General features: G+C 68.8%; 10 protein-coding genes and 1 tRNA gene. 6 read left to right on the top strand and 5 right to left on the bottom strand.

Annotation, left to right across the window (positions count from 1 at the left end):
* Positions 1-115 precede the first annotated feature (115 nt).
* Positions 116-1,648 carry a YifB family Mg chelatase-like AAA ATPase gene (locus tag AC1PZ7_RS02905; RefSeq protein ID WP_482358019.1) on the bottom strand — a complete coding sequence of 511 codons (1,533 nt, stop codon included), beginning with the start codon at positions 1,646-1,648 and terminating at the stop codon, positions 116-118.
* Positions 1,649-1,902: 254 nt separating this feature from the next.
* Between AC1PZ7_RS02905 and AC1PZ7_RS02900 the strand changes: the two genes are divergently transcribed.
* The 6 genes from AC1PZ7_RS02900 (at position 1,903) to AC1PZ7_RS02875 (ending at position 10,031) form a co-directional block, all read left to right on the top strand.
* A complete protein-coding gene (locus tag AC1PZ7_RS02900) occupies positions 1,903-2,376 on the top strand; it encodes a formate dehydrogenase subunit gamma (protein ID WP_482358018.1) in 474 nt (157 codons plus the stop codon).
* Between the two features lie 11 nt (positions 2,377-2,387).
* Positions 2,388-3,947: a formate dehydrogenase beta subunit gene (locus AC1PZ7_RS02895; protein ID WP_482359552.1), complete on the top strand. Its 1,560-nt coding sequence runs from the start codon at positions 2,388-2,390 to the stop codon at positions 3,945-3,947.
* Between the two features lie 14 nt (positions 3,948-3,961).
* Positions 3,962-6,817 carry a formate dehydrogenase subunit alpha gene (fdhF, locus tag AC1PZ7_RS02890; RefSeq protein ID WP_482358017.1) on the top strand — a complete coding sequence of 952 codons (2,856 nt, stop codon included), beginning with the start codon at positions 3,962-3,964 and terminating at the stop codon, positions 6,815-6,817.
* A 16-nt stretch (positions 6,818-6,833) separates the two neighbouring features.
* Positions 6,834-7,682, top strand: a complete 849-nt coding sequence (fdhD, locus tag AC1PZ7_RS02885) for a formate dehydrogenase accessory sulfurtransferase FdhD (RefSeq protein WP_482358016.1) — start codon at positions 6,834-6,836, stop codon at positions 7,680-7,682.
* Positions 7,672-7,959, top strand: a complete 288-nt coding sequence (locus AC1PZ7_RS02880) for a formate dehydrogenase subunit delta (protein WP_482358015.1) — start codon at positions 7,672-7,674, stop codon at positions 7,957-7,959. The genes fdhD and AC1PZ7_RS02880 overlap by 11 nt, the downstream gene beginning before the upstream one ends.
* 242 nt (positions 7,960-8,201) lie before the next feature.
* Positions 8,202-10,031, top strand: a complete 1,830-nt coding sequence (locus AC1PZ7_RS02875; protein WP_482358014.1) for a monovalent cation:proton antiporter-2 (CPA2) family protein — start codon at positions 8,202-8,204, stop codon at positions 10,029-10,031.
* Positions 10,032-10,082: 51 nt separating this feature from the next.
* Here AC1PZ7_RS02875 and AC1PZ7_RS02870 read toward each other — a convergent pair whose 3' ends face one another.
* The 4 genes from AC1PZ7_RS02870 to AC1PZ7_RS02855 all read right to left on the bottom strand — a co-directional run bounded on the left by AC1PZ7_RS02870 (position 10,083) and on the right by AC1PZ7_RS02855 (position 13,912).
* Entirely contained in the window at positions 10,083-10,940 is an 858-nt protein-coding gene (locus AC1PZ7_RS02870; RefSeq protein WP_482358013.1) for a Cof-type HAD-IIB family hydrolase, read from the bottom strand.
* Positions 10,937-12,481, bottom strand: a complete 1,545-nt coding sequence (gene zwf, locus AC1PZ7_RS02865) for a glucose-6-phosphate dehydrogenase (protein WP_482358012.1) — start codon at positions 12,479-12,481, stop codon at positions 10,937-10,939. Before zwf ends, AC1PZ7_RS02870 begins: the two co-directional genes overlap by 4 nt.
* A 17-nt stretch (positions 12,482-12,498) precedes the next feature.
* A complete protein-coding gene (gnd, locus tag AC1PZ7_RS02860) occupies positions 12,499-13,482 on the bottom strand; it encodes a phosphogluconate dehydrogenase (NAD(+)-dependent, decarboxylating) (RefSeq protein WP_482358011.1) in 984 nt (327 codons plus the stop codon).
* Positions 13,483-13,836: 354 nt separating this feature from the next.
* Positions 13,837-13,912 (bottom strand) — tRNA-Ala (locus AC1PZ7_RS02855).
* Positions 13,913-14,049: the final 137 nt, after the last annotated feature.

Raw genomic sequence — 14,049 nt, 5'->3', positions numbered from 1 at the left:
CTTTCGCAAGGGAAAGACGGAGCCTTCCGCCGGGAAAACCGCCGTGCCACCGGGCCGCGCCTGTGCATTCCGGATCGACGCTTCGCCGCCATCCGCGGCTCCCGTGCCGCCCGCCTCAGGCTGCGGCGGCGGCGCGGTCGGCGGCGGCGCGGTAGGCGAGCGCCTCGGCGAGATGACCGCGGCCGACCGATTCGGCGCCCGCGAGGTCGGCGAGGGTGCGCGCCACCTTGAGCACGCGGTGATAGCCGCGCGCGGAAAGCCGCATCAGCCGGGCGGCGTCGGCGAGCAGCGCCGAGCCCTGCGCGTCGGGTGCCGCGATATCCTCGAGGATCGGCCCGCTTGCCTCCGCATTGGTGAACAGGTCGGGCCGGCCGAGCGCCAGATAGCGCTCACGCTGGAGGTGCCGCGCCTCGGCGACGCGAACCGCGACGGCCGCGCTCGGCTCGGACGGCCCCGGGCGCACGAGGTCCACCGCCGCAACTGCGGGCACATCAAGATGCAGGTCCAGCCGGTCGAGGAAGGGACCCGACAGCCGCGCCTGATACTCGCTGGCGCAGCGCGGCCCGCGCCGGCAGCTGTGCCCGGGCTCGCCCGCCCGCCCGCAGCGGCAGGGATTCATCGCGGCGATGAGCTGGAAGCGCGCGGGATAGGCAACGCGGTGATTGGCCCGGGCGATCACCGCTTCGCCGGTTTCCAGCGGCTGGCGCAGCGAATCCAGCACCGCCGGGGCGAATTCCGGCAGCTCGTCAAGGAACAGCACGCCATTATGGGCGAGCGACACCTCGCCGGGCCGCGCCCGCATGCCGCCGCCGACCATCGCCGCCATGCTGGCGGAATGATGCGGCGCGCGAAACGGCCGGCGGCTGGTCAGCGCGCCGCCCTGCAGCGCGCCGGCGACGGAGGCGATCATCGAGACCTCGAGCAGCTCGGACGGGGTGAGCGGCGGCAGGATCGAGGGCAGGCGCTGCGCCAGCATCGACTTGCAGGCGCCCGGCGGGCCGCTGAGCAGCAGGTTGTGGCGGCCGGCGGCGGCGATCTCCAGAGCCCGCTTGGCGGTCTCCTGCCCCTTTACCTCGGCGAGGTCGGGCAGCACGCCGCCGCCGCTCTCCAGCCTCGGCTCGGGACGGCTGAGCGTCTGCCGGCCGGCGAAGTGATTGACGAGCTGGATCAGCGAGAGCGGCGCCAGCACCGGCATGTCCGGGCTTGCCCAGGCGGCTTCCGGCCCGCAGGCGGCGGGGCAGATCAGCCCATGGCCGCGCGCATTGGCGCCGATGGCGGCGGGCAGCACGCCGGCGACCGCGGCGATGCGCCCGTCGAGCGCGAGCTCGCCCACCACGGTGAAGCCGTCGAGCGCGTCCGTGGGGAGCGCGCCGATCGCCGCCATGAGGCCGAGCGCGATCGGCAGATCGTAGTGGCTGCCTTCCTTCGGCAGGTCGGCGGGAGCGAGATTGACGGTGATGCGCTTGGCCGGCAGGGCGAGGCCGGAGGCGATGAGCGCGGCGCGCACCCTCTCCTTCGCCTCGGTGACGGCCTTGTCGGCCAGGCCGACGAGGTTGAAGGCCGGAAGACCCGGGCTCACCTGGACTTGAACATCGACCGGGCGCGCCTCGACGCCCTCGAAGGCCACTGTCGCCACGCGCTGGACCATGCCCGCCCCCCGGCTCAGTCCGCGCGACGCCGTCACGGCCTCCGTCGCGGATGACGGCAGATTAAGGCGTCGCCACGCGACGTCAAGAACATTCAGGGAACAAATGTCCGGGTTTCTGCCGCAACGGAAACGAAAGGTCCGAGCCAGAGTTACGATAGAAAAATTCTATCAAGGAACGGAACACCCGAATTGATTTCGCTTCCGCCGCGTACGATCCTTACCTTTGGAAAATTCTAAAAGAAGGCCCGGGAGAAATGCCGCATTACGAACCCTGGAGCGAAGAGCGCGCCCGCGCGGTGATCGAGGAGTTCTCTCACCTCGAAGGCCCGCTGATGCCCATGCTCCATGCGGTGCAGGAGACGTTCGGCCATGTGCCGGACGCGATCGTGCCGATGCTGGCCGAGATGCTGAACGTCTCGCGGGCCGAAGTCCATGGTGTCGTGACCTTTTACCACGACTTTCGTCACGAGCCGGCCGGCCGGCATGTGCTGAAGCTGTGCCGTGCCGAAGCCTGCCAGGCGGCGGGCGGCGACGCGCTGGCCGACCATGCCGAGCACCGGCTCGGCTGCAAGCTGGGCGAGACCACCGCGGATGGCCGCGTCACGGTCGAGCCGATCTATTGTCTCGGCCTGTGCGCCACCGCCCCCTCGGCCATGCTGGACGGCCGCATCGTGGCCCGGCTCAACGAGCGTCGGCTCGATGCCCTGATCGAGGAGGCGCAGTCGTGACCACCAATTCCGTGACCATTCGCATCTACGTTCCCAAGGACGCCTGCGCCATCGCCTGCGGCGCCGACGAGGTGGTCGCCGCCATCGAGGCCGACGCGCTCAGGCACAAGCAGCCGGTCGAGATCGTGCGCAACGGTTCGCGCGGCATGCTCTGGCTGGAGCCGCTGGTCGAGGTCGTGACCGCCGAGGGCCGCATCGGCTATGGCCCGGTGGACGCGGGCGATGTCGACGGCCTGTTCGAGGCCGGCTTCCTCGCCGGCGGGGCGCACGGCCTGCGCATCGGCAAGCCGGAAGAGCACCCCTTCCTGGCCCGCCAGACGCGCCTCACCTTCGCGCGCTGCGGCATCATCGACCCGGCCTCCTACGCCGATTACCGCGCCCATGGCGGCTATCGCGGCCTTGAGCGCGCGCTGACGCTCGGCCCGGCGGAGATCATCGAGGAAGTCAAGAAGTCGGGCCTGCGCGGGCGCGGTGGCGCCGGCTTCCCGACCGCGATCAAGTGGAAGACCGTGGCGGACGCGAAAGGCGACCGCAAATACATCGTCTGCAACGCCGACGAGGGCGACAGCGGCACCTTCGCCGACCGCATGATCATGGAAGGCGACCCCTTCGAGCTGATCGAGGGCATGACCATCGCCGGCATCGCGGTGGGCGCCACCAAGGGCTATGTCTACACCCGCTCGGAATATCCGCACGCCATCTGGGCGATGGAGAAGGCGATCGAGGTGGCGCGCGCCAACGGCATGCTCGGCGCCAACATCGCCGGTTCGCCCTACAGCTTCGACATGGAAGTGCGCATGGGCGCCGGCGCCTATGTGTGCGGCGAGGAAACCGCCCTGCTCGACAGTTTGGAAGGGAAGCGCGGCACGGTGCGCGCCAAGCCGCCACTGCCGGCGCACAAGGGCCTGTTCCAGCAGCCGACCGTCATCAACAACGTGCTCTCGCTCACTGCCGTGCCGCATATCCTGGCCGATGGCGGCGAGTTCTACGCCAATTTCGGCATGGGCCGCTCGCGCGGCACGATGCCGATCCAGATCGCCGGCAATGTGAAGTTCGGCGGCCTGTTCGAGACCGCCTTCGGCATCACGCTCGGCGAGTTGGTCAACGACATCGGCGGCGGCACCGCCTCCGGCAAGCCGGTCAAGGCCGCGCAGGTCGGTGGCCCGCTCGGCGCCTATGTGCCGACCTGGCAGTTCGACCTGCCCTTCGACTATGAGGCCTTCGCCGCGAAGGACGCGCTGATCGGCCATGGCGGCATCGTCGTGTTCGACGAGAATGCGGACCTCGCCAAGATGGCCCGCTTCGCCATGGAGTTCTGCTCCGTGGAGAGCTGCGGCAAGTGCACGCCCTGCCGCATCGGGTCGACGCGCGGCGTCGAGCTGATGGACCGCATCATCGCCGGCGAGCGCGTCGAGGCCAATCTCGCGACCCTCACCGACCTCTGCCAGACCATGAAGCTTGGATCGCTTTGCGCCCTTGGCGGGTTCACCCCCTATCCGGTGCTGAGCGCGCTGAACCATTTCCCCGAGGATTTCGGCGCGCCGCCGCGCCACCTCGAAGCCGCTGAATGAGGAGGACGCAACCCATGTCACTCGTCCATGAGATCGACTACGGCACGCCTGCTCCCAAGACCGACAAGATGGTGACGCTCACCATCGACGGGATGGAAGTGTCGGTGCCGGAAGGCACCTCCATCATGCGCGCGGCGATGGAGATGGGGACGCAGATCCCCAAGCTCTGCGCGACCGACTCGCTGGAGGCGTTCGGCTCCTGCCGCCTCTGCCTCGTCGAGATCGAGGGCCGCAACGGCACCCCGGCCTCCTGCACCACGCCGGTGGCGCCGGGCATCAAGGTCCACACCCAGACCGCCCGCCTGGCGCAGCTGCGCAAGGGCGTGATGGAGCTCTACATCTCCGACCACCCGCTGGACTGCCTGACCTGCGCGGCCAATGGCGACTGCGAGCTGCAGGACATGGCCGGCGCGGTCGGCCTGCGCGAAGTGCGCTACGGCATGGAGGGCAAGAACCATTTCGCCCCCTCCTCCGAGCTGGTCATGCCGAAGGACGAGTCGAACCCGTACTTCACCTATGACCCGGCCAAGTGCATCGTCTGCAATCGCTGCGTGCGCGCCTGCGAGGAAGTGCAGGGCACCTTCGCGCTGACCATCTCCGGCCGCGGCTTCGGCTCGCGCGTGTCGCCCGGCCAGTCGGAAGCCTTCCTCACCTCCGAATGCGTGTCCTGCGGCGCCTGCGTGCAGGCCTGCCCGACAGCCACCCTCTCCGAGAAGCGCCTGATCGAGATCGGCACGCCCGAGCACTCGGTGGTCACCACCTGCGCCTATTGCGGCGTCGGCTGCACCTTCAAGGCGGAGATGCGCGGCCAGGAAGTGGTGCGCATGGTGCCCTGGAAGGACGGCAAGGCCAATCGTGGCCACAGCTGCGTGAAGGGTCGCTTCGCCTGGGGCTACGCCACCCATCAGGACCGCATCCTCAACCCGATGATCCGCGCCAAGGTCACCGACCCGTGGCGCGAGGTCTCGTGGGAGGAGGCGATCTCCTACACCGCTTCCGAGCTGAAGCGCATCCAGGACGCCTATGGCCGCAAGTCGGTCGGCGGCATCACCTCCTCGCGCTGCACCAATGAGGAAGCCTACCTCGTCCAGAAGATCATCCGCGCCGGCTTCGGCACCAATAACGTCGACACCTGCGCGCGCGTCTGCCACTCGCCGACCGGCTACGGCCTGAATCAGGCCTTCGGCACCTCCGCCGGCACGCAGGACTTCGATTCGGTCGAGGATTCCGACGTCATCCTGGTCATCGGCGCCAACCCGACCGACGGCCATCCGGTGTTCGGCTCGCGCATGAAGAAGCGCCTGCGGGAGGGTGCCCGGCTGATCGTCGTCGACCCGCGCCGCATCGACCTCGTGCGCTCGCCCCACATCAAGGCGGACTTCCACCTGCCGCTGCAGCCGGGCACCAATGTCGCCATCGTCACCGCGCTGGCGCATGTCGTCGTCACCGAGGGGCTGGTGAACGAGGACTATATCCGCCAGTTCTGCGACTGGGACGAGTTCCAGGACTGGGCCGAGTTCGTCGCCGACAAGCGCCACTCGCCCGAGGAAGTCGAGAAGCTCTCCGGCGTGCCGGCCGAGCAGATCCGCGGCGCCGCCCGTCTCTACGCCACCGGCGGCAATGCGGCGATCTATTACGGCCTTGGCGTCACCGAGCACTCGCAGGGCTCGACCACCGTCATGGCCATCGCCAATCTCGCCATGGCGACTGGCAATATCGGCCGCCGCGGCGTCGGCGTGAACCCGCTGCGCGGCCAGAACAACGTGCAGGGCTCGTGCGACATGGGCTCGTTCCCGCACGAGCTGCCGGGCTACCGCCACATCTCCGACGACGCCACCCGCGCGACGTTCGAAGCGATGTGGGGCCGGCCGCTCGATCCCGAGCCGGGCCTGCGCATTCCCAACATGCTGGACGCCGCCGTCGACGGCACCTTCAAGGCGATCTACATCCAGGGCGAGGACATCCTGCAGTCCGACCCGGACACGCACCATGTCGCCTCCGGCCTCGCGGCCATGGAGCTGGTCATCGTGCAGGACCTGTTCCTGAACGAGACCGCCGCCTATGCCCATGTCTTCCTGCCGGGCTGCACCTTCCTCGAGAAGGACGGCACCTTCACCAATGCCGAGCGCCGCATCCAGCTCGTGCGCAAGGTGATGGCGCCGAAGAACGGCTATGGCGACTGGGAAGTCACCCAACTGCTGGCCAAGGCCATCGGCCTCGACTGGAACTACACCCACCCCTCGCAGATCATGGACGAGATCGCCGCGCTCACCCCGAGCTTCGCCGGCGTGTCGTTCGCCAAGCTCGACGAGATGGGCTCGGTCCAGTGGCCGTGCAACGACGCCAACCCCGAGGGCATGCCGATCATGCACATCAACGGGTTCGCGCGCGGCAAGGGCAAGTTCGTCGTCACCGAATACGTGCCGACCGACGAGCGCACCGGGGCCCGCTTCCCGCTGCTGCTCACCACCGGCCGCATCCTCAGCCACTACAATGTCGGCGCGCAGACCCGCCGTACGGCGAATGTCGCCTGGCATCCCGAGGACGTGCTGGAGATCCACCCGCACGACGCCGAGCAGCGCGGTGTGCGCGACGGCGACTGGGTGCGGATCGACAGCCGCGCCGGTTCCACCACCCTGCGCGCGCAGATCACCGATCGCGTCGCGCCGGGTGTCGTCTACACCACCTTCCACCACCCGACGACGCAGGCAAACGTCGTGACCACCGACTTCTCGGACTGGGCGACCAACTGCCCCGAGTTCAAGGTGACGGCGGTGCAGATCGCCCGCTCGAACGGCCCGTCCGAGTGGCAGGAGGACTATGACGCCTTCACGCGTCAGAGCCGCCGCATCGCCGTCGCGGCGGAGTGAACGGAGTCGCTTTGCGATGATCGCCCCGGTCGTCCGCGTGCCGCGCCTTGCCGTCGCCCCCTCCGGGGCGATAGCGGGCGAGCGGGCGATCCCCGAGGAGACGCCGGTCGCCATCGTCCATAACGGCTCTACCTATGCCGTGATGATGGCGACGCCGGCCGACCTCGAGGATTTCGGCTACGGCTTCAGCCTCACCGAGGGCGTGATCGGCGCGCTGTCCGACGTCGGTTCGATCGAGGTGCTGGAGTTCGAGGACGAGGCGGGCATCGTCGGCGTCGAGGTCCGCCTGTGGATCAACGAGGAACGCGCCGGCCAGATGGTGGCGCGCCGCCGGCAGATCGCCGGCCCCACCGGCTGCGGCCTGTGCGGCGTCGAGAGCCTGGAACTGGCGGTGAAGCCCGCCCGGTCGGTGCCGGAAGGCGCCCGCTTCACGGCGGCGGAGATTTCCCGCGCGGTGGCCTCGCTGCCGCCGGCGCAAGTGCTGAACCACGAGACCCGCGCCGTGCATGCCGCCGCCTTCTGGGAGCCGGCCGCCGGCCTAGTGGCGGTGCGCGAGGATGTCGGGCGCCACAACGCGCTCGACAAGCTCGTCGGCCGTCTCGTCCGCGAGGGGCGCGAGGCGACCTCCGGCGTCGTGCTGCTGACCAGCCGTGTGTCGATCGAGATGGTGCAGAAGACCGCCATGCTCGGCGCCTCCGTGCTGGTGGCGGTCTCCGCGCCCACCGCGCTCGCGGTGCGCACGGCGGAGAAGGCCGGCATCACGCTGGTGGCCATCGCCCGCGACGACGGGTTCGAAGTGTTTACCCACCCCCATCGCATCGTGCTTGGCGGGGCAGAAAAGGAGCGTATCGCCCATGTCGGCTAATACGATGGACCGCCTGGTCTACATGGCGAACCAGATCGGCAAGTTCTTCGAGGTGCAGAAGCACGGCAAGGCGGTGCCCGGCATCGCCAAGCACATCAAGGACTTCTGGGATCCGCGCATGCGCGCGCGCATGGAAGACCATGTCGCGGCCGGTGGAGAGGGGCTGATGCCGGTCGTGTTCGAGGCGCTGAAGACGCTTCCGCCGGTGACGCGCGACACCATTCCCGCGCCACATCCCACGCTGAACCCGCCGGGCCCGACCGCGCATCACCACTGACCGACCCGTTCCGACATGGCGAGGCGGCCGGCGCATGAGGGCGTGCGGCCGCCTCGGCGTCGCGGAGATCCGCCGATCTCTTCCCTAACGGCACGTATCGACGAGGTTTTTCCGGCGCGGATTTTCGCGCAAATGCCCGTTCGCGGCTCGATTCGTCCCTAATCGACCATGCTTCCGCCATCCCCCGGCGGCATCCGATCCTGTAGCGTGGGGTGAACGCAAAGCGGGAGGACAGTCGATCCATGCAGGATGACGGACACGGATTGCTGCTCGGGGCGCTGGTCTTTCTGGCGACGGCGGTGGTGGCGGTGCCCATCGCGCGCCGTCTCGGCCTCTCGCCCATCGTCGGCTACATTCTCGCCGGCGTTGCCATAGGCCCGTCGGGCGTCGGAATCTTCCATGATCCCGAGCGCATCATCACCGTGGCCGAGATCGGCGTGGTGCTGCTGCTGTTCATCATCGGGCTCGAACTGCAATTCTCCCGGCTGCTGGCGCTGCGGCGCGCGATCTTCGGGCTCGGCACGGCGCAGCTCGTCTTCAGCGGCGCCGCCATCGCGGTACTGACGCATTACGCCGGCAGCGGCTTCGACTGGCGCGCCTCGCTGGTGGCCGGGCTCGCGCTGGCGCTTTCCGCCACCTCCATCGCGCTGCAACTGCTGGAGGAGAAGCGGGGCCTCACCCAGCCCTACGGCCAGCGCGCCTTCGGCGTGCTGCTGTTCCAGGACATGGCGGTGGTGCCGCTGATCGCGCTGATGCCGTTCCTGGCGCAGGGCGTGCACGAGGAGCGCAGCTTCGTCGAATCGGCCGAGCACGTCGCCATCATCATCGGTGCGCTGCTGCTGATCATCGCGGTCGGGCGCTATCTGCTCACGCCGTTCTTCCGCGTCCTCGCCCGCTCGGGCGCGCGCGAGGTGATGACCGCCGCCGCGCTGCTGGTGGTGCTGGGCGCGGGCACGCTGATGGCCTCCGCTGGCATGTCGATGGCGCTCGGCGCCTTCCTTGCCGGGGTGATGCTGTCGGAATCGAATTTCCGCCACGAGCTGGAAGCCAATATCGACGCCTTTCGCGGCCTGCTGATCGCGCTCTTCTTCATGGGCGTCGGCATGTCGATGAATCTCGGCGTGGTGCTGGCCAACGCGCCGCTGCTGATCGCCGGCACGCTGCTCGTCACGCTGGTGAAGGCGGTCTCCGTCTGGGCGGTGTTTCGCTTCTCCGACGGCACGCGCGCCGATGCGGTGCGCTCGGCCTCGGTGCTCACCCCCGCCGGCGAGTTCTCCTTCGTGCTGTTTCCGCTCGCCCTCGGCCTCGGCCTGATCAATGAGCGCCAGACCGACATGCTGGCGGCCTGCGCCGCCATGACGATGCTGCTCGGCCCGCCCGTGGCGCTGATCGGCGAGCGGCTCGCCCGCCGGCTGGAGCGCCGTCCCGCCGCCCTGCCGAGCGCCGATTTCAGCGACGCCCGCGGCTCGGTGCTGGTGGTCGGCTTCGGCCGCTTCGGCCAGATCGTCTCGCAATGCCTGCTGGCGCAGGGGCTGGAAGTGACGATCATCGACAACGACGTCGAGATGATCCAGAGCGCCGGCCGCTTCGGCTTCCGCATCTATTACGGCGATGGCACGCGGCTCGACGTGCTGCGCGCCGCCGGCGCCGAGCGCGCGCGCGTCGTCGCCATCTGCGTCGACCGGCGCGACACCACCGACCACATCGTCGAGATCCTGAAGGCCAACATGCCCGCCGTGCGGCTGCATGCGCGGGCGTTCGACCGCACCCATGCGGTGGCGCTGCGCACGCGCGGCGTCGACTACGAGATCCGCGAGACCTTCGAATCCGCCCTCGCCTTCGGCGAGGCGACGCTGCGGGCCAACGGCATCGACGCCGCCACCGCGCAGGCGACGGTGGCGGATGTGCGCCAGCGCGATCTCGAACGCCTCCGCCGCCAGCTCGCCGAGGGCGAGGATCGCGGGCCCCTGCCGCTCGAGCCGGAGCCGCTGGTCGTACCCGAGCGTGCCGCCCGGCCGCTCAACCCCGAGGCGGAGGACGCGCTCAGGCACGAGACCGAATTCTCGGGCTGAGCGCACGGCCGCGAGGCGGCCGGGAACGGTGGGCCCGGCTCAGGCGCCCGGCTACGGTGCCCGTGGCAGCACGAACTGCTCGATGGCGTGGGCGACGCCGTCCTCGGCATTGGTCAGCGTCTCGAAATGCGCCTGCTCCTTCACCTCCGGGGAGGCATTGCCCATGGCGATGGCAAGCCCGCCGGTCGCGAACATCGGCAGGTCGTTGGCCATGTCGCCGATGACCGCCACCTCGTCCAGCGCCACGCCGTAGAGCCGGGCGAAGGCGCGCACCGCATAGCCCTTGTCGGTGCCCGGCGGCGTCATGTCGAGATATTTGGCCTGCGAGCGCCGCGCCGTAGCGCCATCGCCCGCGAGCTTCTGAAGCTCCGGCTCGCTCGCCGCCAGCATGTCGAAATCGGTCGAGGAGAACACGATCTTGCCGGCCCGCGCGATATGATCGCCGAAATCGGCGACCACCGTCGGCTCGAAGGCGACGGTACGGATCTCCCCGGCGACATAGGTGTTGCCCGGATCGGTGATGAACCACTCATTGTCGGCGAACACCCAGACATAGGCGCCGCGCGGCGCCATCATCTCAATGCCCTTTCGCGCCGCCTCGGCCGCCACGAAGTGCTCCTCCAGCACGGTGAAGTCGCCGCGCAGGATGGAGCCGCCATTGAAGCCGCCGAACAGGTCGAGCTTCAGCGCCTCGACCAGGAGCTTCATGCCGCGCGGCGGCCGCGCGGAGACCGCGGCGAAGGCGATGCCCGCCGCGCGCAGCCGCCTCACCGCGTCGATCGTGGCCGGCGTGACCTGTTTCTCCCGGTTCACCAGCGTTCCGTCGACATCCGACACCATCAGGCGGATGCGCGAGCTGGCGGGCTTTCGGGCGGCCGCGCTCGCGGCCGGGGAGACGTCATCGTTCATCGCGGGCGATCCCTTTCGAGCGGCAGCCACTGGAAGCCATCCTGCGCCAGCATGACATCGGCCATGGCCGGACCGCTCGATCCCGCCGAATAGAACTGCACCTCGTCCTCGCCGCCGGTGACGGCCTCGAGGATCGGTTCCACCGCTTCCCAGCCGGCCTCGATGGTGTCGGCCCGCTGGAACAGGGTCGGGTCACCGCACAGGCAGTCATAGATCAGCGTCTCGTAGCCGGTGCTTGGGGCCGCCTTGAAGTAGTCGGTATATTTGAAGCTCATCTCCACGTCCGAGAGCCGGACCTTGCGGCCGGGCACCTTGGCGGCGAAGCGCAGCGAGACGCCCTCGTCCGGCTGCACATGGATGACCATCAGGTTCGGCTTCAGCGCCGTCGGCAGATGGCGGAACAGCACGCCCGGCGCGCGCTTGAACTGGATGGCGATCTCGGTGCGCCGCACCGCCAGCGCCTTGCCGGTGCGCACATAGAAGGGCACGCCGTTCCAGCGCCAGGAATCGACGAAGCACTTCAGCGCGACATAGGTCTCGGTGCGGCTGTCGGGCGCGACGTCCTTCTCCGCCCGGTAGTCCTTCACCGCGTCGCCATTGACGAAGCCGGCGCGGTACTGGCCGCGCACCGCCGCGCCGATGGCGTCGCTCGGGCGCATGTGCCGGATCGCCTCGATCACCTTGGTCTTCTCGGTGCGCACGGCGTCGGCGTCGAAGGAGTTCGGCGGCTCCATCGCGGTCATGGCGAGGAGCTGGAACATGTGGTTCGGCACCATGTCGCGCAGCGCGCCGGTGGCGTCGTAGAAGCGCCCGCGCTGCTCCACCGTCACCGTCTCGGCGGCGGTGATCTGCACATGGTCGATATATTCCTTGCTCCAGATCGGCTCGAAGATGCCGTTGCCGAAGCGCAGCGCCATCATGTTCTGCACCGTTTCCTTGCCGAGGAAATGGTCGATCCGGTAGATCTGCCGCTCGTCGGCGACGGCGAGCAGGCGCCGGTTGAGCGCCTTCGCCGAGGGCATGTCGGAGCCGAAAGGCTTCTCGACCACGATGTGGCGGAAGCTGCCCTCCTCCTCCTTCAGCAGGCCGGCGGCGCCGAGCTGCTCGGAGATGACGGCGAAGAAGCGCGGCGCCACGGCGAGATAGAACACCGCATTGCCGGTCTGCTGCTTGCGCTGGTCCAGCCGCTCGCGAATCCGCCCATAGGTGGCGGGATCCTCGAAATCGCCCGAGACATAGCCAATGCGGCTCATCAGCCAGCGCCAGGCCTCGCCCTCCGTGTCGAGCGAGCCGGGCAGCTCCGCCACCGAATCGGTGAGATAGGCGCGGTAGTCCTCCTCGCTTTGCTCGACATGGTCGACGCCGATGATGGTGAAGTCGTCGGCGAGAACGCCCTCATTGGCGAGGTTGTAGAGCGAGGGCAGCAACAGGCGCTTGGTGAGGTCGCCCGAGGCGCCGAAGATGAAAAAGGTCGAGGCCGGCGCCGGCGCCGTATCGGGCGCCAGCACTTTCCGGCCGAGGACGACGGACTCGCTTCCCATGGGTCGGTGTCCGCCGCTTACTTGCCGGTCTTGAATTCGGTGTGGCCGCCGAACTGGAAGCGCATCGCCGAGAGCAGCTTCTCGCCGAACGTATGGTCCTGGCGCGAGCGGAAGCGGGTGTAGAGCGCGGCGGAGAGCACCTCGGCGGACACCGCCTCCTCGATCGCCGCCATCACCGTCCAGCGGCCTTCGCCCGAATCGGCCACCTCTCCGGGGAAGTCGCTGAGGGCCTCGTCCCTGGTGAGCGCGATGGCCGACAGGTCGAGCAGCCAGGAGGAGACGACGCTGCCGCGCCGCCAGACCTCGGCGACATCCGCCATGTCGAGCGTGAAACGCTCATTCTCTGGCAGGGCGGTGGAGTTCTTGTTCTTGAGGATTTCGAAGCCTTCGGCATAGGCCTGCATCAGCCCGTATTCGATGCCGTTATGCACCATCTTGACGAAATGCCCGGAGCCGGCCGGCCCGCAATGCATGTAGCCGTGCTCGACGCGCGAATCGCGCTCCTCGCGGCCCGGCGTGCGGGGAATGTCGCCGAGGCCGGGGGCGAGGGCGGCGAAGATCGGGTCGAGGCGGTCGACCGCCTCCTTCGCCCCGCCGATCATCATGCAGTAGCCGCGCTCCAGGCCCCACACGCCGCCCGAGGTGCCGACGTCGATATAGTGGATGCCCTTCGGCTCCAGCTCGGCGGCGCGGCGGATGTCGTCCTTGTAGAAGGTGTTGCCGCCGTCGATGATCGCGTCTCCGGGCGAGAGGAGGCCCGCCAGCGTGGCGATGGTCATCTCCGTCGGCCCTCCGGCCGGCAGCATCACCCACACGGCGCGCGGCGCGTCGAGCTTGGCGACGAGATCCGCCAGATCGCCGGCGGGCCGGTTGCCCTCGGTGCCGAGCTCCGTCACGGCGGCTTCGTTGCGGTCCCAGACCACGCAGTCATGTCCCGCCTTGGTGAGCCGGCGGGCAATGTTCCCGCCCATGCGGCCGAGGCCAACGATTCCGAGCTGCATCTGCTTATCTCCCCGAGGCGGCGCTGGCGGTGTGCGGACGGCTCATGCCCGTACCCGCGCCCGTTTCATCCAAGCCTTATGTCTAGGGTGAGCCTATGCCGGCCGTGCGACAATTGGAAAGGGGCAGTGCCGTCACGAAACGATCGGGTGCGTTCAGCTGTGGATCGCGGGCCCGGCAGGTGCGGCGGGGGGCTGATGGATCACCGTGCGGGCCGCGCGTCACCCAGTGTGCGAGCCGGCGTTCGCGTCGATGCGACCGCCGGCCGGGACCGCGATTCGTTCGATCCATGGCGCGAGAGCCGTGCTGGCTCGGCCTGGAGCGGCTAATCATTTCATTGTCATGGGAGATTTGATTGGTGGAGCCAGGCGGAATCGAACCGCCGACCTCTTGAATGCCATTCAAGCGCTCTCCCAACTGAGCTATGGCCCCACCGAGGGTGCCGGACGCGCGGAACGCCGGAGCGTTTCGCCTTGGGTCTCGTCCGGACTGCCGCCCCGGTTTTGGCCGGAGCGGAACGGTCGTAAAGCACATGGCGGATCGGACTGCAAGCCTCGACTTCACATCGA

The organism is Ancylobacter sp. TW_SC_1 (assembly GCF_056836805.1).
Note: the sequence above shows the minus strand (reverse complement) of the source record. Positions and strands in the feature narration are given on the sequence as shown.